Annotated in this window: 22 protein-coding genes; 18 read left to right on the plus strand and 4 right to left on the minus strand. The window is 33.3% G+C overall.

The features are described from left to right. Positions 1-2 precede the first annotated feature (2 nt). The 11 genes from malQ (at position 3) to yihA (ending at position 14,144) form a co-directional block, all read left to right on the plus strand. Positions 3-1,514, plus strand: coding sequence for a 4-alpha-glucanotransferase (malQ, locus tag ACKRLN_RS00770; RefSeq protein WP_416334946.1), 1,512 nt, complete (start codon positions 3-5; stop codon positions 1,512-1,514). Further along, positions 1,507-3,894, plus strand: a complete 2,388-nt coding sequence (locus ACKRLN_RS00775) for a glycogen/starch/alpha-glucan phosphorylase (protein ID WP_416334947.1) — start codon at positions 1,507-1,509, stop codon at positions 3,892-3,894. Before malQ ends, ACKRLN_RS00775 begins: the two co-directional genes overlap by 8 nt. 24 nt (positions 3,895-3,918) lie before the next feature. Then, the gene (locus ACKRLN_RS00780) at positions 3,919-4,713 is read left to right on the plus strand and encodes a ZIP family metal transporter (protein WP_416334948.1); all 795 of its coding nucleotides are present in this window, start codon (positions 3,919-3,921) and stop codon (positions 4,711-4,713) included. Between the two features lie 95 nt (positions 4,714-4,808). Further along, complete coding sequence (gene cdaA, locus ACKRLN_RS00785; protein WP_203127273.1) at positions 4,809-5,630, plus strand: diadenylate cyclase CdaA; 822 nt, start codon at positions 4,809-4,811, stop codon at positions 5,628-5,630. Then, the gene (locus ACKRLN_RS00790; protein WP_238390473.1) at positions 5,599-6,588 is read left to right on the plus strand and encodes a YbbR-like domain-containing protein; all 990 of its coding nucleotides are present in this window, start codon (positions 5,599-5,601) and stop codon (positions 6,586-6,588) included. The genes cdaA and ACKRLN_RS00790 overlap by 32 nt, the downstream gene beginning before the upstream one ends. Next, on the plus strand, positions 6,578-7,894 hold the full coding sequence (locus tag ACKRLN_RS00795) for a CCA tRNA nucleotidyltransferase (protein WP_416334949.1): 1,317 nt from the start codon (positions 6,578-6,580) through the stop codon (positions 7,892-7,894). The genes ACKRLN_RS00790 and ACKRLN_RS00795 overlap by 11 nt, the downstream gene beginning before the upstream one ends. Before the next feature lie 56 nt (positions 7,895-7,950). Continuing rightward, positions 7,951-9,321, plus strand: a complete 1,371-nt coding sequence (tig, locus tag ACKRLN_RS00800) for a trigger factor (protein WP_296141674.1) — start codon at positions 7,951-7,953, stop codon at positions 9,319-9,321. Positions 9,322-9,352: 31 nt separating this feature from the next. Beyond that, the gene (gene clpP, locus ACKRLN_RS00805; protein ID WP_203127276.1) at positions 9,353-9,946 is read left to right on the plus strand and encodes an ATP-dependent Clp endopeptidase proteolytic subunit ClpP; all 594 of its coding nucleotides are present in this window, start codon (positions 9,353-9,355) and stop codon (positions 9,944-9,946) included. A 7-nt stretch (positions 9,947-9,953) separates the two neighbouring features. Continuing rightward, positions 9,954-11,183 carry an ATP-dependent Clp protease ATP-binding subunit ClpX gene (clpX, locus tag ACKRLN_RS00810; RefSeq protein ID WP_295883443.1) on the plus strand — a complete coding sequence of 410 codons (1,230 nt, stop codon included), beginning with the start codon at positions 9,954-9,956 and terminating at the stop codon, positions 11,181-11,183. Between the two features lie 46 nt (positions 11,184-11,229). Continuing rightward, on the plus strand, positions 11,230-13,560 hold the full coding sequence (gene lon / locus ACKRLN_RS00815; RefSeq protein WP_416334950.1) for an endopeptidase La: 2,331 nt from the start codon (positions 11,230-11,232) through the stop codon (positions 13,558-13,560). Next, the gene (yihA, locus tag ACKRLN_RS00820) at positions 13,557-14,144 is read left to right on the plus strand and encodes a ribosome biogenesis GTP-binding protein YihA/YsxC (protein ID WP_416334951.1); all 588 of its coding nucleotides are present in this window, start codon (positions 13,557-13,559) and stop codon (positions 14,142-14,144) included. The genes lon and yihA overlap by 4 nt, the downstream gene beginning before the upstream one ends. 45 nt (positions 14,145-14,189) lie before the next feature. Here yihA and ACKRLN_RS00825 read toward each other — a convergent pair whose 3' ends face one another. Continuing rightward, the gene (locus ACKRLN_RS00825) at positions 14,190-15,179 is read right to left on the minus strand and encodes a hypothetical protein (protein WP_416334952.1); all 990 of its coding nucleotides are present in this window, start codon (positions 15,177-15,179) and stop codon (positions 14,190-14,192) included. Continuing rightward, positions 15,172-15,693, minus strand: a complete 522-nt coding sequence (locus ACKRLN_RS00830) for a sigma-70 family RNA polymerase sigma factor (protein ID WP_416334953.1) — start codon at positions 15,691-15,693, stop codon at positions 15,172-15,174. The genes ACKRLN_RS00825 and ACKRLN_RS00830 overlap by 8 nt, the downstream gene beginning before the upstream one ends. 246 nt (positions 15,694-15,939) lie before the next feature. Between ACKRLN_RS00830 and ACKRLN_RS00835 the strand changes: the two genes are divergently transcribed. Beyond that, positions 15,940-17,808, plus strand: coding sequence for a flavocytochrome c (locus ACKRLN_RS00835; RefSeq protein ID WP_296141663.1), 1,869 nt, complete (start codon positions 15,940-15,942; stop codon positions 17,806-17,808). Positions 17,809-17,877: 69 nt separating this feature from the next. Here ACKRLN_RS00835 and ACKRLN_RS00840 read toward each other — a convergent pair whose 3' ends face one another. Beyond that, positions 17,878-18,450 (minus strand): xanthine phosphoribosyltransferase, encoded by a 573-nt coding sequence (locus tag ACKRLN_RS00840; RefSeq protein ID WP_296141661.1) that lies wholly within the window; start codon positions 18,448-18,450, stop codon positions 17,878-17,880. A gap of 125 nt (positions 18,451-18,575) precedes the next feature. Between ACKRLN_RS00840 and ACKRLN_RS00845 the strand changes: the two genes are divergently transcribed. Both ACKRLN_RS00845 and ACKRLN_RS00850 read left to right on the plus strand, forming a co-directional pair. Further along, complete coding sequence (locus tag ACKRLN_RS00845; RefSeq protein ID WP_416334954.1) at positions 18,576-19,850, plus strand: M18 family aminopeptidase; 1,275 nt, start codon at positions 18,576-18,578, stop codon at positions 19,848-19,850. Positions 19,851-19,861: 11 nt separating this feature from the next. Further along, positions 19,862-20,158: an MTH1187 family thiamine-binding protein gene (locus ACKRLN_RS00850; RefSeq protein ID WP_203127285.1), complete on the plus strand. Its 297-nt coding sequence runs from the start codon at positions 19,862-19,864 to the stop codon at positions 20,156-20,158. A 38-nt stretch (positions 20,159-20,196) separates the two neighbouring features. On the opposite strand, the gene ACKRLN_RS00855 is transcribed toward ACKRLN_RS00850, so the two are convergent. Continuing rightward, positions 20,197-21,516, minus strand: a complete 1,320-nt coding sequence (locus ACKRLN_RS00855) for an NCS2 family permease (protein ID WP_203127286.1) — start codon at positions 21,514-21,516, stop codon at positions 20,197-20,199. Between the two features lie 118 nt (positions 21,517-21,634). Between ACKRLN_RS00855 and ACKRLN_RS00860 the strand changes: the two genes are divergently transcribed. The 4 genes from ACKRLN_RS00860 to ACKRLN_RS00875 all read left to right on the plus strand — a co-directional run bounded on the left by ACKRLN_RS00860 (position 21,635) and on the right by ACKRLN_RS00875 (position 25,472). Beyond that, positions 21,635-22,879: a hemolysin family protein gene (locus ACKRLN_RS00860; protein ID WP_295883413.1), complete on the plus strand. Its 1,245-nt coding sequence runs from the start codon at positions 21,635-21,637 to the stop codon at positions 22,877-22,879. 9 nt (positions 22,880-22,888) lie between these two features. Then, complete coding sequence (locus ACKRLN_RS00865; protein ID WP_416334955.1) at positions 22,889-24,538, plus strand: putative manganese-dependent inorganic diphosphatase; 1,650 nt, start codon at positions 22,889-22,891, stop codon at positions 24,536-24,538. A gap of 75 nt (positions 24,539-24,613) precedes the next feature. Continuing rightward, a complete protein-coding gene (locus ACKRLN_RS00870) occupies positions 24,614-25,132 on the plus strand; it encodes an NUDIX hydrolase (RefSeq protein WP_416334956.1) in 519 nt (172 codons plus the stop codon). Between the two features lie 25 nt (positions 25,133-25,157). Then, complete coding sequence (locus tag ACKRLN_RS00875; RefSeq protein WP_416334957.1) at positions 25,158-25,472, plus strand: DUF1648 domain-containing protein; 315 nt, start codon at positions 25,158-25,160, stop codon at positions 25,470-25,472. The last annotated feature ends 22 nt before the right edge of the window (positions 25,473-25,494 follow it).

Genomic DNA, 25,494 nt, shown 5'->3' on the forward strand with positions numbered 1-25,494 from the left:
GAATGACTATGCAAGAAAGACTTAAAAGATCAAATGGTGTGGTAATGCCAATTTTTTCCCTTCCATCTCCTTATGGGATAGGAACTTTTGGTAAAGCTGCCTATGAATTTGTAGACTTTTTATCAGATGCTTCTATAAAATACTGGCAGATTTTGCCACTTGGACAAACTTCATATGGGGATAGTCCTTACCAAGCATTTTCATCATTTGCCGGCAACCCATATTTTATAGATTTAGATTTGCTCTGTAAAGACGGACTTTTAGAAGAAGAAGATTTAGAGAACCTCAATTTTGGGGACAATGAAAGATACGTTGACTATGCTATCCAATACAATATACGCTATCGTATATTAAAAAAAGCTTTTGAAAACTCAAAAGGAAAATTGGATGAAAATATAGCAGAATTTAGAGAAAAAGAAAGCTTTTGGCTAGAAGATTATGCTCTTTTTATGGCTATAAAGCATGATAAACTTGATGTAAATTGGGCGGAGTGGGATGAAGATTTACGTGATCGAGATCCAAAAGCCCTAGAAGAATTTGGAAAAGAGCACAAAGAGGATATAGATTTTTATATCTTTATTCAATACGAATTTTTTACCCAATGGCAAAAATTAAAAGAATACACTAATAGACACAATATTGAAATCATTGGTGATTTACCAATTTATGTTGCCTATGATTCCTGTGATGCTTGGGTTAATGCTGATATTTTAAAAATAGATCCTAAAACAAAAGAACCAATCATAGTTGGAGGTGCTCCGCCAGATGCATATTCGGATGATGGGCAACTTTGGGGCAATCCTGTATATAATTGGGATAAAATGAAAGCTGATTCTTATAGCTTTTGGCAAAATAGACTTGAAATGGCTCTTAGAACTAATGATCTACTCCGTCTTGACCACTTTAGGGGATTTGAAAAATACTATGCAATTCCCGCCACAGATGAAAATGCCAAATTTGGCAAATGGGAACCAGGTGGGGGCTATGAATTTTTTGATTATATCCTAAAAAAGTTTCCTAATAAGCAATTTATAGCTGAGGATTTGGGGTATATCACTAAGGAAGTCGATGAATTAAAAATTCATTACGGCTTTCCAGGCATGAATGTTATCCAATTTGCCTTTGACGGGACATTTGATAACAATTATTTGCCACATAATTATGAGAAAAATTCAGTAGTTTACTCATCAACCCATGATTCTTCCACTCTTAAAGGCTGGATAGAATCACTTGATGAAGAAGAGCTATCTCTTGTAGAAAAATATTTTGGACTTAGCAAAGTAGACAAAGAAGATTATGTTTGGGAAATCATTAGATCTTTAATGGCATCAGTTTCTGATCTTGCTGTTTTTCAAATCCAAGATTTTTTTGAGATAGGAGATAAAGCAAAAATAAACACACCTTCCACCATGGGAAATAATTGGAAATGGAGGGCTAAAAAAGAAGATTTTACAGATGCTTTGGCAGTGAAAATCAAGGAAATGTCAAGATTATATGGGAGATATAATGGATAAATTAGCAAAGAATAAGTTTACAGAGGACTATATAGAAAACCTACAGAGGATCACTCTTAAAAATTTCGATGATACAAGTGAAAAAGATAAGTACGATGCCCTTTGTGACACAATTATGGAGCGTATCAACCAAGAATGGAGGGCTAGCAAAAATAAATCAAGATACGAAAGAACAGCTTATTATTTTTCAGCAGAATTTTTAATCGGTAGATCTCTTGGAAATAATCTAATAAATCTAGGGATCTACGATGAGGTCAAAGATTTGCTTGATGAATTAGGAATTGATTTTGAAGCAATCGAAGACTATGAAGATGATGCGGCTCTTGGTAATGGTGGGCTAGGACGTCTTGCTGCCTGCTTTATGGATTCTGCTGCAACTCAAGATATAAATATGTATGGCTATGGAGTCCGCTATCGTGAGGGTTTATTTAAACAATCTTTTGAAAATGGATTTCAAAAAGAACAAGGAGATAGTTGGATAAAAGATGGTGATGGCTGGTCTATAAGAGTGGATTCGGACTCAAGAATAGTAAATTTTAGGGATCAAGTAGTAAAAGCTGTACCATTTGATATGCCAGTGGTGGGCTTTGAAAATGGTAAAGTAAATACCCTAAGACTTTGGCAAGCAGAACCATTTGAAGAATTTGAATTTGATAAATTTAACAATTTTGAATACGATGCTGCAGTTGCTAAGAAAAATAGGGCAGAGGATATCACAAGAGTACTTTATCCAAATGATATTCAAAGAGCAGGACGCGTATTAAGATTAAAACAACAATATTTCTTTGTGTCTGCCTCCATACAAGATATGGTTGCAAAATACAAAAGATATTTTTCTGATGATTTACGTTTTAAAAATTTCCACAAATACCATGTAATCCAACTAAATGATACCCATCCAAATATTGCGATTGCTGAATTGATTAGGGTTTTAGTAGATGAAAATGGTCTAGAATTTGATGAAGCTTTTAAAATTGCTCAAAAAGTATTCGCCTTTACAAATCACACGGTATTACAAGAAGCCCTTGAAAAATGGCCAATTGATATAGTAGAAGAAGTAAGCCCAAGATGCCTAGAAATCATTTATCAAATCAATGATATTTTAGTAAATGATTTTAAGAAAAAAGGTTTATCAGAAACTGAAATCGACCCATATAGAATTGTAATTTATGATCAAGTTCATATGGCAAATCTTGCGATTTTTGTTGGTTTTTCAGTAAATGGTGTAGCAGCCCTTCATACACAAATTTTAAAAGATGATACTTTCAAACACTGGTATGAGATTTTCCCGGATAAATTTAATAACAAAACCAATGGTATCACTCCAAGAAGATGGCTGGTTTATGCAAATAGATCACTTTCAAAATTTATTACAGAAAAACTTGGCACAGAGGATTGGAAATATAATCTAGATGAGCTAAAGGCGCTAGAAAAATTTGCAGACGATGAAGATGTTTTAAATGAACTTTGGGATATCAAACAGGCAAATAAAAATCGCCTTGCTACTTATATCTTAGAACATGAGGGCATAAAAATTGACCCAGAATCAATTTTTGATATCCAAGTAAAAAGAATCCACGAGTATAAACGCCAACATCTAAATATACTACACATAATTTATTTATATCATGAACTTAAGAAAAATCCAGACATGGACTTTTATCCAACAACATTTATTTTTGGAGGAAAGGCAGCGCCAGGATATTTCAGAGCCAAGGCTATTATAAAACTTGCCAACGAAGTGGCAAGAATAGTAAATAATGACCCAGATGTAAACGAAAAATTAAAAGTGGTTTTCGTAGAGAACTTTAGAGTATCCTATGGGGAGAAAATTTATCCAGCAGCAGATGTTTCAGAGCAAATATCAACTGCAGGCAAGGAAGCCTCTGGTACTGGAAATATGAAATTTATGCTAAATGGCGCACCAACATTAGGTACCCTTGATGGTGCAAATATAGAAATTTTTGATCACGCTGGAGAAGAAAACAATTATCGTTTCGGCGCAACTGTTGAAGAATTAAACGAAATTTATGATAGCTATAATCCAAGAGGAATTTATCAAACAAATAAAGACATCAAAGAAGCAGTAGATGCTTTGGTAAATGGTGAGCTAGACGACAATAATTCTTATATGTTCCTCGATATTTATAATGAATTAATCAATCCACAAGATGGCTCTCGTGGGGATAGATACTTCATATTAAAAGACTTTGAAGCTTACAAACGCGCTCATGAGAAGATAAATCATGATTATAGGGACAAACTAGCTTGGTCTAGAAAATGTCTTATGAATATTGCAAATGCAGGATTTTTCTCATCAGATAGGACAATAATTAATTATGCAGATGAAATTTGGAAGATAGATTCTCCAAATTATTAAAATATATTAGAAAGAAAGAAAAAAATGAATAAAGAAACGTTACTAGGATTACTCATTCCATTTTTAGGAACTTCCCTTGGTTCTGCTATGGTTTTTGTAATGAAAGATGAGCTAAATCCAAAAGTACAAAAGGGATTGTCAGGTTTTGCTGCCGGAGTCATGGTGGCAGCAAGTATCTGGTCACTATTAATTCCTGCCATGGATATGGTAAAAGAAACTATGGGCAATATGAGCTGGGTTCCAGCTGTCATTGGATTTTTAATAGGAATTTTATTTTTATTATTCCTAGATAGTGCTATTCCCCACCAACATATTGACTCGGCTGCGCCCGAAGGACGCAAGAGTGAAAACTTAAGAAAAACAACCATGATGGTTTTAGCAGTAGTAATTCACAATATCCCAGAAGGAATGGCTGTGGGAGTTTCCTATGCAGGTGCACTTTTTGGCACAGGAAATGTAAGTCTAGCTGGAGCACTTGTACTATCAATAGGTATTGCCATCCAAAACTTTCCAGAAGGTGCTATTATTTCTATGCCACTTCGTTCAGCTGGAGTTGATAAAAAGAAATCATTTTGGATGGGAGTAGGATCTGGTGCAGTTGAGCCAATTGCTGCCCTTGTTACAATTTTATTATCTCAAATAATGATTCCAATCTTGCCTTACCTATTAGCCTTTGCCGCTGGAGCTATGCTTTATGTCGTAGTCGAAGAACTTATCCCAGAAGCAACAGGCGAGGGAGAGGATCATACAAATATTGGTACTCTTGGCTTTGCAGCGGGTTTTGTAATAATGATGATACTTGATGTTATGCTTGGATAAATAAACACCTAATCCTAGGTGTTTTATTTTGCCCAAAACTACCGACTATTAGGAAAAAATAGTAATATATAAGTAGGAAAGAATTAGGGGGAGATATGAATTATTTTACTGAATTTTTTAACTCTTTAGCTCTTATAAGAGTTACAGACATTATAGATATAGCCATCATTTCTTTTGTTGTCTATAAATTATTTTCTTTATTACGAAATACCCGTGCTGAGCAAGTTTTATATGGACTTATTATTGTATTAATTTTTGCTTCAGTTGCCGATATTTTAAGTCTAAATACAGTTAGCTGGGTGATGAACCAATTTTTAACAGTGGCACTTGTATTTATAATTGTAGTTTTCCAACCTGAACTAAGATCAGCCTTGGAGCGAATTGGTCGAGGTAGATCGATTTTTACTGGTGAACGTGCATTAAAAAATGAAAAAAGCATCGATGAGCTAACTCGTGCCATGACTTCCCTTGCTCGTCAAAAAATTGGCGCCCTTGTAGTTTTGGAACGTGAAGTTGGACTAAATGATATCGTAGAAAGTGGAACCATCCTTGATGCCGATGTTTCAAGTGAGCTTTTGATAAATATATTTATCCCAAACACCCCCTTACATGACGGTGCCGTTATAATAAATAACGAAAAAATTATAGCAGCAGCTTGTTATCTACCGCTTTCAAATTCAAATTTAATTTCAAAAGAATTAGGTACAAGACATAGAGCAGCAGTGGGAATTTCTGAAAAGTCAGATGCAATTGTCATAGTTGTAAGTGAGGAGACAGGTAATATCTCAGTTGTAGAATCAGGCAGAATCGACAGATATTTTGATGAAGATTCACTAAAACAAAGATTGAAAAAAGACCTAGTTTTAGTAAAAGAAGCTCAAGCTGATGAAGATAAGAAAGAAGACGATGATGAATAATAAAAATGATTTAAAATTAAAAATTCTTTCAGTTCTGGTAGCTATATTTATGTGGACTTTTGTAATCAACTCCACAAACCCAACTGCAAATAAAACTTACCGCAATGTACCAGTTGTAATAAGAAATCAAGATGATTTGGAAAAAAACGGATACACTATAATTGGTAAGGATGAAGCATATTCCACAAATGTAAAACTTAAGGGTAGTCGAGAAAAGTTAATTTCTCTAAAACCTACTAATATATATGCCAGTGTTGATATTTCTGACTTAAAAGAAGGCGTACAGTCACTTGATATAGAGGTTGACACACCATCAGGAGTAAGTGTAGATGAGCTTGATCCAGGTGAAATAAATCTTAATATACAAAAAGTTATAGAAAAATCACTACCGGTCAATCACATAATTTCTGATGAAATCAAAGATGGTAGAATAGTTGAAGTAAACGAAATGTCACCAGAAGAAATTACCGTAAAGGGGCCTGCTAGTGTAATAAACAAAGTGGATAGGATAGAGCTAAGGATAGATGATATAAGTTTCCTAGATGGTAAAATTCACAATATACCAGTCAAGGTCTTGGATAAAAATGGAAATGCCCTATCAGATATAAATATTTCTCATGAGGATGTAAATGTTTCATTTTTAGTATACGAAACCAAAAGAGTAAAGCTAAAACTTATAACAAGCGGAACTATAAACAAGGACTATGAACAAACAGCTAGGGAGCTCTCACCAGACTCAATAGTTATAAAAGGACAAGAATCAATAATTCGAGACATTAAAGAGATATCTACCAAACCAGTTAATATTAACAATCTAAGATCAAACTCCAATGGAGAAGTAAAACTTGATTTACCAGATGGGGTTGAAGTTTATAATGGAGATAGCACTGTAAACTACAGGATAGATGTCCAAAGAAAAGCAAAATCAGCAAGTGATGATAATAAAGATGACAAATAAAATCTTAAAACAATTAGAGGATGCAGGCTTTGAAAGCTATGCTGTTGGCGGTTGTGTACGAGATGAGTTATTAAATCGAGTAAATTTTGATGTTGATATCACGACAAGTGCAAGACCAGATGAGATTAAAGAAGTATTTAAAGATTATAAAATAATCGATATTGGAGCAAAATTTGGAACGATAAAAGTTTTGGATGAGGATAGTGAATACGAAATCACAACTATGAGGCGTGAATCAGGATATTCTGACAAACGTCATCCAGAAAAAATCGCCTTTACAAATGATATAAAAGAAGATTTAAAAAGACGTGATTTTACCATAAATGCTATGGCAAAAAGAAATGGTCAAATCATTGATCTTTTTGATGGAAAAAAGGATTTGAAAGATAAAATCATTAGGGCAGTGGGTACTTCTAATGAACGCATAAAAGAAGATGTATTAAGGTCATTAAGGGCAGTGAGATTTGCGACAACTCTAAATTTTGATATATTAGATGATTTAAAAACAGCTATTAGAAATAATGCGGAATCAATAGAAGAGATTTCAAAAGAGCGTATCCAAGTAGAGCTAAATAAGATTCTTTTAGCAGATGAGCCAAGAAGAGGAATATTGCTTTTGGATGAAGTAGGGCTTTTAGAATATATTTTTCCAGAGGTGTTTGCTACAAAAGGTTTTGACCAACATTCTAGCTTTCATTCGGAAAACTTATATGACCATACTTTAAGCGTTTTAGAAAAAACTCCCCCAATACTTGAAGTACGAATGGCAGCCCTTTACCACGATGTAGGTAAAATCGATACATTTTTCTTAGATGAAAATGGCGAAGGAAGATTTTTTGGCCATCAAAGTCTTTCTGAGGAGCTTTTAGTAGAAAGGCTCAAAAAACTAAAATATTCTAGAAAGTTTATAGAAAACACATCTATTTTGGTAAAACGACACATGGATAACACTAACACCTATACTAAAAAATCTGTTAGAAAACTTTTAAGAAATATAGGTGAGGAAAATTTATTAAATCTATTTAAACTCCAAAGAGCAGATGTAATGTCAACAAAACATGCTGATGACTCAAATATTGACTTAGGATTGGCGCTTTTAGATGAGATAAAAAATGATGATATCCCAACAAATAAAAGCCAAATAAAAATAAATGGAAATGATCTAAAAAAATTAGGTTTTAAAGAAGGAAAAGAACTTGGTAGAACCTTAGAAAATATAGAAAATTTAATCTATGATGAAAAATTGAAAAATAATAAAGAAGACATTATAAACTACATTAATTCTTACCTTTTAAATGTTGATTGATAGACATAGATGTAGTATATTAGACAAATGAGTAGCTATATAAGCAGGAGGAAGAAATGACAGAATTAAAATCTCATGATAATAACATTGCAAAATTTGAATTTGACGTAAATTACGATGACTTTGCAAAGGCTGTAGATACAGTTTACAAAAGAAATAAAAAAAGATATAGAATTGATGGATTTAGAGCTGGACACGTTCCAAGAAAAGTACTAGAAAAAATGTACGGACCAGAAATCTTCTATGATGAAGCTATCCAAATTGTGTTCCCAGAACCATACGAAGCAGCAGTAGAAGAATTAGAACTTGAACCAATCGACCAACCATCAGTTGACCTTGATGATATAGAAGATGGCAAGGACATTACTTTCAAAGTAGAAGTAGAAACAAAACCACACCCAATATTAGGAGATTATAGCGAATTAATCATCGAAGATATCCCATCAGAAGTAACAGATGAAGATATCGATGCAGAGCTTACTCGCCAACAAGAAGAAAATGCTAGACTAATCCCAGTTGAAGATGGCGAAGCAAAAATGGGTGATACAGTAAATATCGACTTTGACGGATACTTAGATGGTGAAAGATTTGAAGGCGGAAAAGCTGAAGATTATGATCTAGAATTAGGATCAAATACATTTATCGAAGGCTTTGAAGAACAAGTTGCAGGACATAAAACAGGCGATAAATTTGATGTAAATGTAACTTTCCCTGAAGATTACCAAGCAAAAGAATTCCAAGGTAAAGATGCAAAATTTGAAGTGGAAATCAACTCAATTACTACAAAAGAATTACCAGAACTAGATGACGAATTTGCAATGGATATTTCTGAGTTTGAAACTCTTGATGAACTAAAAGCAGATTTAAGAGAAAAATTAAAAGAAGACAAAGAAAACTTTGCAACAAATATGAAACAAAACCAAGCTATCGATGCTCTAGTAAAAGCAAGTGAAGTTTCAGCACCAGAATCTCTAGTAAATAAAGAAATCGATGTTGAAATGCAAAACCTAGACCAAAGATTACAACAAATGGGTATCGGTCTTGCTCAATATGTTGAAATGACACAAATGGACATCAACGAAGTTAGAGGCCAATACAGACAACAAGCTGAAGACCGTGTAAAAGCAAACCTAGTACTAGACGAATTAGCTCTAAAAGAAGGTTTTGATGTCACAGATGATGAAATTGAAGAAGAAATCAATGAATCAGCAAAAATGTATGGTGTAGATGATATCGAAAAATTCAAAGAAATCTTTAGAAAAAATGTATCAGAAGATACAATCAAAGAAAACATCACACGTCGTAAAGCTGTAGAACTTTTAGTAAAAAATGCAAAAGCTCTACCACACGAAGAATACCACAAAGCAGTAGGTGATGATCACGATCATGACCACAGCGAAGATTCTAAAGAAAGCGAAGAAAACTAAGATATCATCCTTAATAATGTAAGGAGATTATATGAAAGCTACAAATTACCTAGTACCAACAGTAGTAGAATCAACAAATAAAGGCGAAAGAGCCTATGATATATATTCTAGACTTCTAAAAGATAGGATTATTTTCCTATCTGGAGAAGTAAATGATCAAATGAGTGATATAATCATTGCTCAGTTATTATTTCTAGAAAGTGAAGATCCAGATAAGGATATCCAATTTTATATCAACTCCCCAGGTGGAGTTGTAACAAGCGGTCTTGCTATTTTTGATACAATGAATTATATCAAACCAGATGTATCAACAATTTGTATCGGACAAGCAGCATCTATGGGTGCAGTTTTACTTTCATCAGGTGCAAAGGGTAAGAGATTTTCTCTACCAAACTCAAATATCATGATCCACCAACCAAGCGGTGGTGCCCAAGGACAAGCATCTGATATTGTAATCCAAGCTGAGCAAATCTTAAAAATAAAAGATAGACTAAATCATATCTTAGCTGAAAATACAGGACAAGACTTAGAAAAAATTGAAAAAGATACTGATCGTGACTTTGCCATGACAGCTCAAGAAGCTTTAGAATATGGCCTAATCGATCAAGTTATTGAAAGTAAGTAGGAAATAGATGGCAAACTTCGAAGGTGAAGATGTAAAATGCTCGTTTTGTGGCAAAGATAGTTCTCAAGTAGAACGCATCATTGCAGGACCAGATGCTTATATTTGCAATGAATGTGTAAGTCTTTGCGACGAGATAATAAATGCAGAAGTAAAATTTGATGAAAACTACTTTGATGAAAATGGTGAGGTAGATTTATCAACTCCAGCAGAAATAAATGATTTTTTAAATGAATATGTAATAGGCCAAGATGCAGCCAAAAAAACTTTGGCAGTAGCAGTCTATAACCATTACAAAAGGATAAATGCAAATGATAGCGACATTGATCAAGTAGAACTATCAAAATCAAATATCCTTTTATTAGGACCAACTGGTTCAGGAAAGACACTCTTAGCTCAAACCCTCGCCCGTAAGCTTAATGTCCCATTTGCAATTGCAGATGCCACAAGTCTTACAGAAGCAGGATATGTGGGTGAAGATGTAGAAAATATCATTTTAAAATTAATCCAAGCCGCAGATTACAATATTGAAGCTGCTGAGCAAGGGATTATTTATGTGGATGAGATAGATAAAATTACTCGTAAAAGTGAAAATCCTTCTATAACACGTGATGTATCTGGTGAAGGTGTCCAACAAGCTCTTTTAAAATTAATTGAAGGAACTGAGGCAAATGTACCACCTCAAGGTGGTAGAAAACATCCAAGTCAAGAATATATCCAAGTTGATACTAGCAATATTTTATTCATATTAGGTGGAGCTTTTGATGGCATTGAAGATATTATCAATCGACGTCAAGCTCAAAAAACTATAGGTTTTGGTGCAGAACTAGTTGCAGCTAACCATAAGGCAAATCTTAAAGATGTAAACACTGAAGATTTACTAAAATTTGGTCTTATACCAGAATTTATAGGTAGGGTGCCAATAATTGTAACCCTAGATAGCCTAGATGAAGATGCCCTAATCCGCATCCTAAAAGAGCCAAAAAATTCATTAATCAAACAATACCAAAAATTATTTGAATTAGACAATGTAAAACTTACATTTGAAGAAAAGGCTCTACATGAAATTGCCCAAAAAGCAATTGAACAAAAAACAGGTGCACGTGGACTAAGGACGATACTAGAAGATTTACTTTTAGATGTGATGTATGAAATTCCATCAAAAACTGACATAAAAGAAGTAGTTGTTACAAAAGATTCTATTAAGGATCACTCAAAACTTAAATATAAGAAAAGATAAGTAGAGGGAGTGGCTAGCCATTCCCTTTTTTAAACGGGAGTTAAAAATGGCAGATGTTTATAAAGTAAGCACAAATGAATATCCACTTGTTCCACTTAGAGGACTATGGGCATTTCCAAATACTATTTTAAATTTTGATTGTGCTAGACCTATATCAAAAAATGCTATTGAAGATGCAAATATAAGAGACAAAGAAGTATTTTTAGTTAATCAAAAAAATGTTTTTGATGAAAATCCTAGTGCGGATGCCCTATACGATTATGGTATGGTTGTAAGCATTAAAGAATCATTTAGCTTACCTAACGGGGACATAAGAGTCTATGTCCAAGCAAAAGCAGTAGCAAAAATTAATGAGATAAAACTTGGCGAAGGATTTTATAAAGCTGAGGTTGAACAATACGAATATATCGAGGAAAACGAAGAGGATTCTAACAAAAAAGAAGCTTTAAGGAAGCTTTTAATTGAAGATTTCAAAAAATATATTGAACTAGATGGCAATAATATTGATGAATCTGCATTTTCTATCGGTGAAGTATATAACCTTCACAGACTTGCAGATATAATTATTTATCATTTGGACTTAAAAGCTGAGGAGTATTATGGCCTATTAAAAGAGCTAGATGCACAAAAACGATTGAGTCTTCTTCATAGCATATTGTCAAAAGAAATAGAACTTAAAAATTTAAGTCTAGAAATTGACCAAGAAGTCCAAGATAATATCAACCAATCACAAAAAGAATATTATCTAAGAGAAAAAATAGAGGTAATACGTCGCGAGCTTAGCGAAGCAAATGGCGAATTTGAAAGCGAAGCTATGGAGCTTGCTGATAAGATTGGGAAATTAAAAATCGATAAGGAAAGCAAAAATGCTCTATTAAAGGATGCAGAAAGATTAGATGCAATTCCAGAAATGAGTCCAGACTATGGAGTTTTAAGCGCATATCTTGATTTTGCTGTAAATCTACCATGGAGTAAAAAAACCAAAGATGTTCTTGATATAAAAAGGGCAGATATTGTTCTTGATGAGGATCACTATGGTCTAGATGAAGTAAAAGAACGTATCTTAGAGTCTATTGCTGTAAGAATAAAAAATAAAAACAATCAAGGAACTGTAATTTGTCTGGTAGGTCCTCCGGGAGTTGGTAAAACTTCAATTGCAAAATCAATTGCAAGGGCCCTTGATCGCGAATTTGTATCGATGCGTCTGGGTGGTGTGACTGATGAAAGTGAAATTCGTGGTCACAGAAGAACTTATGTCGGAGCTATGGCAGGTAGACTTTTATCAAATATTAACCGCGTTGGAGTTAAAAATCCTGTTTTTCTTTTAGATGAGATTGACAAATTAGGATCAGATTTTAGGGGAGACCCATCATCAGCCTTGCTTGAAGTCTTAGATCCAGAACAAAATGACAAATTTATCGATAGGTATCTAGATATACCATTTGATTTGTCAGATGTATTTTTTATCACAACAGCAAATGACCCAAATGAAATCCCGGATGCTCTTTATGATAGGCTAGAAATGATTGAAATTTCAGGCTATACCCAAGGTGAGAAGCTAAATATTGCCAAAAAATATCTAGTTTCTAAAGAAATGGAAAAAAATGGTCTAAATAAAGATGAACTTTCAATTTCTGATGCTGTTCTTGAAGTAATTATTAAAAATTACACAAGAGAAGCGGGAGTGCGTGAACTTGAAAGACTTATTGCAAAAATTTGCAGACGAGCAGTAAAAGAAATCCTAGAAGGCAAAAACCAAGTTAGAGTTACTATGGCAAATTATAGTAAATATCTTGGCAAAGAAAGATTTTTCGAAGATCATATTTCAAAAGAAAGCAAGGTTGGTGTTGTAAATGGACTTGCATGGACTTCAGTTGGCGGTACTATGCTAACAATAGAAGCAAATGTTATGGAAGGCAAGGGAAATGTCGAATTTACTGGTTCCCTTGGTGATGTGATGAAAGAATCTGGTCAAGCAGCTATGACTTACATCCGATCAAATGCAAAAGAACTTGGCATTCGTGGCAAATTTTACGATAACAAAGACATCCACGTTCACATACCAGAAGGGGCAACACCAAAAGATGGCCCATCAGCAGGTATTACAATGACAACAGCTATGGTTTCCTCTCTAACTGGCAAAAAAGTTAGAAATGATATTGCTATGACTGGCGAAGTGACCATAACAGGCGATGTATTGCCAATAGGTGGACTAAAAGAAAAAGCACTTGCTGCCTATTCTTACGGTATCAGTGATGTAATCATTCCAAAAGAAAACAAAAGAGATACCGAAGATATTCCAAAAGAAATTAGGGATAAGATTAACTTTATAGAAGTTTCCAACGTTTCTGAAGTAATAGATAGGGCTTTAATATGAAATTTAAAGAAATTGAATTAGAACAAGTCGCAGGATTTAAATCCCAATGGCCAGACGAGTCAATTGAAGAAATTGCCTTTGTTGGCCGCTCAAATGTGGGCAAGTCCTCATTTATAAATGCTTTCTTAGCTAGGAGAAATTTAGCAAAAACTTCCTCCAAACCAGGCAAAACTCGCACTATAAATTTTTATAATATAGATAATAAATTTAGATTGGTAGACTTGCCAGGTTATGGCTATGCAAAAGTTTCTAAAACTGAAAAAGCAAAATGGGACAAACTAATCAATGAATATCTCCATCAAAGAGAAAATTTAAAAGAAGTTTTTCTTTTGGTAGATATTCGCCACGAGCCAACCCAATTAGACTTGCAAATGTATGAATGGATACTGGAATCAGGTTTTACAGGATTTGTAATTGCAACAAAGTATGATAAAATTTCTAAAAACCAACTTACAAAACATATCAAAGCTATAAAAAATAAATTAAATATAGATGATGAGGGGCTAATCTTTGCCTATTCATCAGAAAACAAACACAACTTATCAGTTATCCATGAACAAGTTGATGTTATTGTAAATAGTTAATTTAAGAAAACCGGCATTCAGCCGGTTTTTTAGTATTTATACCTATTATTTTTTATATGTGAATTCTTCTATAGTTTTATATTCACCATTAATTTCTTTTCCAGATTCTTTGTTGATCCTAGTTCCCTTAAGAACAAAGTTTATTATATCTGCATTTTTTATTTCATCTAAAGTCATATCTGAAAAGTCTTTGTTGTAAATAAAAGTTACTTCACCATTTTCGTTTATTCTTTCATCAAGTAATAAAGTTTTTCCTTCATTATTGGTTCCCTCGATTTGATAATAATAGTCTGTTTCAAGGTTTTTAATAATAGCAGTCATAGTAATTGGATTTAACTTCATTAGAGAAATCACTGATCTATTTTTTAATTTTTGATCTTTTGCAAAGATTACATTTTCTTCATTAACTGTATTTGTACTAGCTTTAGTTGATATTATTTTAGTTGAATTACCATTAGTATAATAAAGGTCAACATCAGCATTATTAAGAGTTGGAAATTCTTTATCAAAATTTATCATGCTAACTTCGGATATTGTTTTTCCATCTTCTAATAGGCCAGAACTTCTAGAGCTACCCAAAGCCTTGTATGTTACTCCATCTACAACAATTTTATAAACACAAGCTTCATTTTCTGAAAGTTGACTTTCCTTAGATCCATCACTATCTCTAAGGGTATTTATAAATGCCTTATTATCTTCAAAGGCAATATCTTCTATTACAAAACTATCATCACCAACTTTTACGGATTCGTCAAGCTCAGTTATATATTTATAAGAATCAGGACTTGCACCAAAGGCATCCATCATTGAAACTTTAATATCGGTTGTAAATTTTAAAACTTCTGCTCTTACTGGAGGTGTCATAAGTCCAGCTATAAGTAGGGCTGCTGCAGCGCTTGCTATTAATTTATTTTTATTAGTTTTTTTGGCATAAGATTTTGCGTTTCTAAACATTTTTTCTTTTTCAATATCATTTAATTCTATGCTATCTGTATCAAAATCCATGTCGTTTATTTTATCGTATATATTAGTCATATTTACCTCCTAGTTGTAATTTTAATTTCTTTTTAGATCTTGAAACCCTATTATAAAGCCTATCTTTGGGGATTTCTGTTATATTTGATAGATCATCATAGCTATAGCCTTCTATAAATAATTTTCTAAAAATTTCCCTGTCTTCATCACTTAAAAGTTTTAAAATTTCTTCGCTTTCATCTATTGAAAAGTCTTGATTATTACTGATATTATTTTCAAGCGGGTCTAAATCAACACTTTCGTGACGACTTTCCTTTCTAATAGCATCAATGGCCTTATATTTTGCAACTCCTGCACACCAGTTTTTAAAAGAAGATCTGTTTTCATCAAAAGAATCTATATTATCCCGTATAGCAAGTAGGGTATCATTTAATATTTCTATCACTAAATCATCTCTATGGCCGATAGTTTTTACTATGCTTGCCTTAAGTATCCCACCATACTTATTTATAAATTCGTTTAGATAAGGCTCTTTTTTCTTTTTTATCCCGGATATTATTTTTTTATCATCCATATATCCTCCTTTACCTATATATTCGCAAGCAGAGAACTAAATCTATCATTTTTTTAAATTATATAGTAAAATATTAAATATTCATATAAATAAACTTATATTAAATTATTAATTGTAGTTGTATAAGATATTTTGTTTTGCAAAAAATTGTTTATCTTTAATAACTATATGCTTTAGTACATTGCATAAAACGTTTTTCTTTGATAATATATCTTCATAAGTAAAATTTTAAAAAATGGAGGAGTTATGAAAAAAAATAGAATTTTACCTTACATATTATCAATGTCACTAATTCTTTCTGCTTGTAGTGCAAATAATACTAACCAAGATCAGAAAGATACATCTACTGAAACAACAGTAAGCGAGCAATCGACTGAAGATACAAAAAAAGTAGATGAACCAAAAGAAGAAGAAAAGGACACAGAAAAAGAAACAGCAGAAGTTGATCCAGATGCTGTTGAGGGGAAAGCTAAAGGATATAAGGGAGATGTAATCGCTCACGTTAGCTTTGATGGAGATAAAATCTCAAATATCCATGTAGACCACCATGAAACAGAAGGACTTGGTGCAAAAGCGATCGATAACATGGTGCCAGAAATTATTGAAAACCAGTCAGTAAATATCGATTCAGTATCAGGTGCGACATTCTCATCCACAGCTTTAATTGAAGCAGTTTCAGCAGCAATTACTGAAAGTGGACATAATCTAGAAGATTATCAAAAAGATTTCACTAGCAAAGATAAAGAAAGAACAGATGCTACAAAAGATGTAGATGTAGTAGTTGTAGGTGGTGGTGGTGCTGGATTTGCAGCAGCAGTTACAGCAAAAGAAAATGGTGCAGATGTAGTACTACTTGAAAAACTACCACAAGTAGGTGGAAACACACTTATTTCTGGTGGAGAAATGGCAGCTCCAGAAAACGAACTTCAAGAAAAAGATGGTATTGAAGATAGCAAAGAATTATTTGCAAAAGACGTTAAGGAAGCAGGCGGTAATCCAGAATTAATCGATGTTCTAGCAGACCATGCAACAGAAGATGCTTATTGGCTAAGAGATGACATCGGTGTAAAATGGCTAGATAGCTTGATGTTCTTTGGTGGTCACTCAGTAAAAAGATCATTAATTCCAGCTGCTCACTCAGGAAATGAATTAATCAAAAATTACCTTAAAAAATGTGAAGAGCTAGGTATCGAAGTAATCACAGAAGCAGACGTAAAAGAAATCTTAACAGAAGATGGCAAAGTAGCAGGTGTCAAAGCTGAAACACCAGATGAAAATCTAACAGTAAATGCAAAATCAGTAGTACTTGCAACAGGTGGATTTGGTGCAAACGATGAAATGACTTATGAAAATGACCACGAAATCGATGAACACGTTAAGTCAACAAACTCACCAGGAGCGACAGGTGATGGTATCGTAATGGCAGAATCACTTGGAGCTGATACAGTAGATATGGACAAAATCCAACTTTATCCAGTATGTGACCCTGAAACAGGTAGATTACTTTATGTAGGTGATACAAGACTAGTTGGTGGAGCACTTCTTGTTAACAAAGAAGGGGACAGATTCGTTGAAGAACTAGCAACTAGAAGAGAAATCTCACTTGCAATTAAAGAACAAACAGACCATGTTGGATATCTACTTTGGGATGAAAAATCAAATGAAACTACTGGAACTATGGCATCTAACCCAGAAGAAGCTGAGGAACAATTTGAAAAAGGCAACCTTTATAAGGCTGACACAATCGAAGAATTAGCTGATCACTTCGATATTGACAAAGATGAACTATTAAAAACAGTAGAAACATTTAACGAAAACTCTAAAAAAGAAGAAGATCCAGACTTTAACCTAAGAATGCTAGGATGGACAATAGAAGAAGGACCATTCTACATGTTAAAAGCAGCTCCAGCAGTACACCACACAATGGGTGGTCTAAAAATAAATACAGACGCTGAAGTACTAACAAAAGATGATAAAAGGATAGAAGGTCTATATGCAGCAGGAGAAGTAACAGGCGGTATCCATGGCAAAAATAGACTAGGTTCAGCAGCAATTGCAGATATTACAGTATTTGGTAGAATAGCAGGTAAAAACGCTGCAGAACACGCAAAATAAATATAAAAAAAGAGTAGCCGATATGGCTACTTTTTTTGTACAAAAAAACCAGGATCAACCTGGCATATATTATTCGGTAAATTCTATATTTCCATCTTCTAGTTTTGCAATTCTAGCAAGAGAATAAACTTCTACATCCATATCTTCGATTAATTGACGTCCATTTGAGAAAGATTTTTCAATTACTATTCCGCAACCTACTGGATTTGCCCCTGCTTGACGGATTATTGCAATCATACCTTTTGCTGCTTGACCATTTGCAAGGAAATCATCAATCATTAAGACATTTTCACCCTCATTGATAAATTCTTTATTCACTATAAGTTCGTTCATCACTTGCTTTGTAAATGAAAATACGCTTGAATGGTAAACATCTTCGCTGGTTGTTAGAGATTGTTTTTTACGACCAAAAACGCATTTTACACCAAGTTCACTAGCTGTTGCAAGGGCTGGAGCAATACCTGATGATTCTACAGTAAAGACTTTATCGATTTTTCTATCTTTGAAATGCTCAGCAAATTCTTTTCCCATTTTAGAGATTAATTCTACATCTATTTGTTGGTTTAAAAAAGAATCTACCTTTAAAATATCATCGCCAAGAACTACACCCTCTTCTAGAATTTTATCTTTTAATTCTTTCATTCTTACTCCTTATTTAAATTTATGTATAACTTATTATTACTATTATAAGGATAAAATCCCAAATAGTCAAAAACTATAACTTCTCTAAATATAGATACCCTAATCAAGTTGGGTAATATAATAATATGAATAGTTTAGAATTTAGTAAAGATTTAATAAAATTTATTGATGAGAGTCCCTTAAATTATTTTGCAGTTGCAAATGCAAAAAAAATTTTAACTGCCAATGGTTTTAAAGAACTAAAAGAAAATGAAAAATGGGATATAGACGATAAAGGTAAATATTTTGTAAGCCGTAATGACACAGCTCTGATTGCCTTTACAGTGGGCGAAGATTTGACAAAAGGCTTTGATATTATTGGTTCTCACACCGATAGCCCTACCTTTAAGGTAAAATCAAACGCTGAGATAAATGATAGTGGATATTTAAAAATAAATATTGAGCCTTATGGTGGTATGATTTATTCAACTTGGACAGATAGGACCTTATCTCTTGCAGGGAAAGTTTCCTACAAAAAAGATGGGGAAATTAAAAGTGAATTGGTAAATATAGACAAAGACTTACTAACCATTCCAAATGCAGCTATCCATATGAATAGGGAAGTAAATAAGGGTTTTGAACTTAATCCCCAAAACCACCTATATCCAATAATTCAAACCATCGAAGAAAATTTTGGAAATGGATACTTAGAAAAATTATTGGCTGAAGAAATTGGCATAAAAGCTGATGAAATTTTGGATTTTGACTTAGGACTTTACGATAGGCAAAAGGGTGCAATTATAAACAATATGTACCAAATCGGCCGCATCGATAACCTAGGATCAGTTCATGCCTCACTAATGGCTTTTGTAGATGCAGATGCAAGTAAAAATAATGTATTAGTTTTAAACGATAATGAAGAAATAGGGTCTAGAACACCAACAGGTGCATTTTCTCCATTTTTAAGAGATACTTTAAAAAGACTTTGTGATAATCGTGAGCTTGATGATGAAGATTTTTATATTGCTCTTGCAAATACTTATCTAATATCTGCTGACCAAGCCCACGCTATCCATCCAAATTTTAAAGACTACCATGATCCAACCAATCCTATAAAAATGAATAGGGGCTTGGTAATAAAAACTGCAGCAAATGGGGCTTATTCCTCAAACATAGCTTCAAATGCAAGATTAATTGACCTAGCAAATAGCATTGGCTGCAAAATTCAAAAATTTCACAACAGAAATGATAAGGTTGGTGGATCAACAATCGGGCCAATTGCATCAACTGGACTTGGAATAAATTCTATAGATGTTGGCGAACCAATTTTAGCCATGCACTCAATAAGAGAGCTAGGCGGTATAGAAGATCACTTTGATGCCTACAAAATATATAAGGCATTTTATGAAACAAATTTATAAGGAGAATATTTATGGCTATTATGGAAATATGTTTAATACCAATTGGTACAAAGGAAACTTCAGTTAGTAAATACGTAGCAAGTGCTAGTAAGGTTTTAGAGGCTGAGGGAGTAAAACACAAACTAAACCCAATGGGAACAGTTATTGAAGCTGACCCTGATAAATGTTTTGAAATAGCAAGAAAAATGCAGGAAGAAGTATTTAAAGCTGGATCTGATCGCGTTTATACAGTTATAAAAATGGATGATAGACGTGATAGTGACCACGATATGGAATATAAGGTAAAATCTGTAGAAGAAAAGATGTAAAAAAAAGATTGCCATTTATTTTGGCAATCTTTTTTAATTTACATAAATACTGGAAGGATGTATCTTAATAAAAATACTACTGCAAGTCCATAAACTAGTGGGCTTACTTCTTTGCCTCTACCAGTTAAAAGTTTGATGCCAGCATAAGAAATCATACCAAATGATATACCCTCTGCAATAGAATATGTTGCAGGCATCATTAAAATTGTCATAAATGCTGGGAATGCTTCTGTAATATCTGAGAAATTAATTTCTACTACTGTCGAAAGCATAAATAATCCTACCACTACCAAGGCTGCAGCTGTTGCTTGAGCTGGGATGATTGAAAATAGTGGGAAGAAAAATGCTGCAATTGCAAAACATACTGCAGTTGAAAGTGCTGTTAGACCAGTTCTTCCACCTTCTGCAACACCGGCAGAGCTTTCTACAAAAGTTGTAATAGTCGAAGTTCCTAAAAGAGCTCCAAAAGTTGTACCAATAGCATCAGCTAAAAGTGCTTTTGACCCCTCAGGAAGATTTCCATTTTCATCAAGCATTTTTGCTTTAGTAGCAACACCAGTAAGTGTACCAAGTGTATCAAATATATCTACAAATAGAAATGAGAATAATACTGAGAACATTTCAAATGAAAATATATTTGAAAAATCTAATTTAAAAGCTATTGGAGCAATTGATGGTGGGCGCGATACTATCGCATTTCCATCTGGTAGTGATGTAACTCCTAAAAATAATGAAATAACAGTTGATGCAAGTATACCCCAAAGAAGCGCACCTTTTACATTTTTAGCTGTAAGAACAACCATGATAATAAGGGCAATAAAAAATACAAAACCTTCTTTTGAAGCAATATTACCAAGTTCTAGTGAAATATCACCTACTCCTACAATACCAGCATTAATTAAACCTATAAGTGCGATAAATAAACCGATAGCAACTGAAACTGCCTTCTTAAGATTGATAGGTATAGCATTAAATAATGCTTCTCTGACTCCTGTAAAGGATAAGATTATAAAAATAAGACCTTCTAAAAATACTGCTGTAAGAGCAAATTGCCAGCTCATGCCCATTTGCATAACTACTGTATATGTGAAAAATGCATTTAGACCCATACCTGCAGATAAACCAAAAGGCATATTTGCATAAAAGGCCATAATTAGCATAGCCACTACTGATGCTAAAATTGTAGCTGTAAATACTGCGCCAGCATCCATGCCAGCATCAGAAAGTATACTAGGGTTTACAGCTAATATATAGCTCATAGTCATAAAAGTAGTAATACCGGCCATGATTTCTGTTTTTTGGTCTGTACCATGTTCGCGTAACTTAAAAGTACGCTCATTAAACGACTCAAATGCCATTGTTTCCTCCTTATTTAAAATGATACAGACTTACTATACGCAAATTATTTATTTTTGCGAAAATTCTTTATTTTTATTTTTTCTAAACTATAATAAATATATAACTTATGGAGGATATATGAGTAGTAAAAACCTATTGCAATTGATTGTTATAATTGTAGGCATTATTTTATCGGCGTTTTTCTCATCATCTGAGACTGCGCTTACCAGTGTAAATATTTTTAAAATCAGACAAATGGAAAAAAATGGAGTAGAAAAGGCTCCACTCGTTAGAAAATTAGTAGATAATATTGGATCAGTATTAACAACCATTTTGATTGGAAATAATATTGTAAATATAGTTACCACAACTATTGCAACTATATTTTTTACAGAAGTAATGGGTCCAAAAGGTGCGGTAATTTCACCTATTATCTTAACGATAGTAGTTCTTATATTTGGAGAGGTTACTCCAAAAAATATTGCAGCTGCAAATAGTGAAAAGTTAGCCCTTAAGGTGGCTAGACCTATTAGATTATTCGATATTATTTTAAAACCAATAAACTTTATTTTAGGAAAAATAACAGGAGCCATTACCAAAATTTTCGTTGGTGAGGAAGAAAGCACAAATCTTGTAACAGAAGAAGACTTAAAAACTATCGTGGATGTTTCTGAAGAGCAAGGAGTCATCAATAACGAAGAAAGTGAGATGATTAATAACGTATTTGAATTTGGAAATTCGTATGTATCAGACATCATGACAGCAAGAACAAATATGGAAGTCATATCCATAGAGTCTGATCAAGAAGAGCTAAACGAAATACTAAAAGAAACTAACCACTCTAGAATACCTGTTTATGGAAAAAATATCGATAATATTTTGGGCATACTTCATATGAAAGATATAGTATCTACTATTGCGGATGGTAGAAATTTAGATTTAGAAGAGTTGATCCGACCAGCATACTATGTGTATGATAATATGCACATTTTTGATCTTTTTACAAATATGAGAGCAGAAAATGCTTCTCTGGCTATAGTAATAGATGAGTATGGTGGCACCAGCGGTCTTGTAACCATTGAGGATATTGTTGAGGAATTAGTTGGTGAAATCGATGATGAATATGATATAGATGATAAAGATATATTTAAACTAACAGAAAATTCTTACTTGGTAAAACCATCCCTTCATCTTAGTGATTTTAATGATTACTTTAATTTGGAGCTTGAGGAAATTAAAAACGACTCCATAGGAGGATATGTAATTGATCATCTATCCAGAATCCCAGAGCAAGGTGATTGTGTTGAGGTTGATAATGTAAGAATTACTGTAGATGAAGTAGATAGATACAAAATAGAAATGATAAAAGTTGAATTTATTTAAGGAGATGTAATGAAAGATACAGTTTATATAAGCGGGCATAAAAACCCAGATACTGACTCAATTGTTTCTGCAATTTGCTATGCGGATTTAAAAAATAGACTGGGTGATGTAGAGGCCATTCCAGTTAGACTTGGCAAATTAAATCCAGAAACAAAATTTGTTCTAGAATATTTTAATGTTCCTGCACCAGTTTTAAAAGAGTCAATGATTTTACAAGTTAGCGACTTAAATATTGATAAGGCTTATGCAATAGATCCAAGTATTCCAGTAAGAGTAGCCTGGGATATTTTTCAAGAAGGGCTTACTAGTTCGCTCGCGGTTGTTGATAGCGAAGGAAAAATAATTGGTATTGCGTCACTTTCAAATATTACAAAATCATATATGGATGTTTGGGATGATAAAATTATAGGCAGGGCTGATACACCTATAGAAAATATAATAGATGTTTTATCAGCAAAAGCCTTATCCATGCCAAAAAATCAAAGGCCATTTGACGGTAAGATGACTGTAATGGCTATGAATGATGACAATCAAGAATTTGATAATTATTTTAGTGAGGGTGATATAGTAATAGTTGGTAATCGTATTGACTATATGGAATATCTAATAACTCGCAAAGTTGCCCTTGTAATCCTTACAAATGGATCAACAATCAGCGAAGATTTGATAGAATATGCAAATGAAAATGATGTTACAATTTTATCTACTGAATTTAACACATTTATGACATCAAGATTGTTACCTATGACAATACCAGTAAGCCATGTTATGACTGATGATGATTTAGTATATTTTTCTACTGCTGATACTATCGATATAGTTCGTGAAAATATGGCAAAATCAAGATTTAGATCATATCCAGTAGTTGATGAAAATAAAAAAGTGATTGGTTCTATTTCAAGATACCACCTTATTTCTTCAAATATGAAAAAATTGATTTTGGTAGACCATAACGAAAAAAATCAAGCAATTGATGATATTGACCAAGCAGAGATAATAGAAATTATAGACCACCACAGAGTAGCAAATATATCTACAACAGCTCCACTATTTTATAGGGCAGAACCAGTGGGATCTACAGCTACAATTATTTCTGAAATGTATTTTGAATCAGGGCTTAGACCATCAAAAGAAATTGCAGGTCTTCTTTGTGCAGCAATTATCTCAGACACACTTTTATTCAGATCACCAACAACTACAGATATTGACCGTCGCATCCTAGATCGCATGAGTAAGATTGCAGACATAAATCCAGAAGAATTTGCAAATCAAATGTTTAAGGCTGGTACTAGTCTAAAAGAAAAATCTCCAACAGATATTGTAGAGGGAGATGTAAAAACTTTTACAATTGCTGGTGAAGATGTAAGAGTAGGTCAAGTAATGACTATGAATCCAGAAGAATTAGCACCACTACGTGATGAAATTGTAAGTCTTATGGAGGAAAAAATTAATTCAAAAGGCGAAACTACATTTGTATTAGTCCTTACAGATATATTTAACGAAACTAGTGAACTCTTAGTAGTAGGAGAGCATGTGGCAGATATAGAGGAAGAATTTGGTCATAAGGTAGAAAATGGAACTATTTCTGCACCAGGAGTTCTTAGCCGTAAAAAACAAGTCATTCCAAGACTGACAAATGCATTTATGAAAGCAGACTAAAATTTTCCTAGCATTAGCTAGGATTTTTTTCTTTAAATATAATTTGGGGTATGAATTTATAAGGAGTGCGAGCTTATGGATGAAATAATGGATTTATATGATGAAAATAGGCAAAAAACAACAAAAACTTATATAAGAGGATCAGCCCAACCCAAGGGTTTTTATAGGATGGTTGTCCATGTGTGTATTTTTAATAGCAATGGCGAACTTTTAATCCAACAACGTACCTTTAATAAAAAAATGCCTGGCCTTTGGGATGTAAGCTGTGGTGGAGCAGTGTCCACGACGGAATCATCAGCTATCGGAGCTCAAAGAGAATTATTTGAAGAACTTGGAATAAAGATTGATTTTACAAATATAAGACCAAGTCTAACTGCAAATTTCCCTCTAGGATTTGATGATTTTTATGTTCTACATGCCGATATAAATTTAGATGATCTGGTATTACAAAAAGAAGAAGTAGCGGATGCTAGGTGGGAGAATCTTGAAGGAGTCCTCGCTTTAAGAAAAGCCAATAAATTTGTAGGCTATAAGGAATCTTTTATAAGATTTTTGTTTGAATTAAGCAATGATAATAGATATGTGGAGATATAATTAGAATAAAAAAAGAGGTGAGTTTATGAAAAAAACTAGTTTTAATAAGGCTAATCGGTTGCTTAAAATAGCATTTTATTTATTAACAGTTATTGCAATAATAAATTTACCTGACCTCATACCAATCCATTGGAATGGCAGTGGAGCAGTCAATAATAGTATAGAAAAGGGGCACTTTCTACTTAGTATCTGGATAATTTATTCAGCTACACTTTTAATAGATAAAATTGAATATAAAAGAGCAGATTATAAAGATAATAAAACCAGCAATATTATTATCATAGTTGTCTTAACTTTATTTCTTTTAATTTTTGCTTACTTATTACTAACAAATATATAAACAAAAAACTCGAAGCTTTTAG

The organism is Anaerococcus sp. AH8042_DFU013_CI05, from assembly GCF_047936775.1.
Classification (GTDB): Bacteria; Bacillota; Clostridia; order Tissierellales; family Peptoniphilaceae; genus Anaerococcus.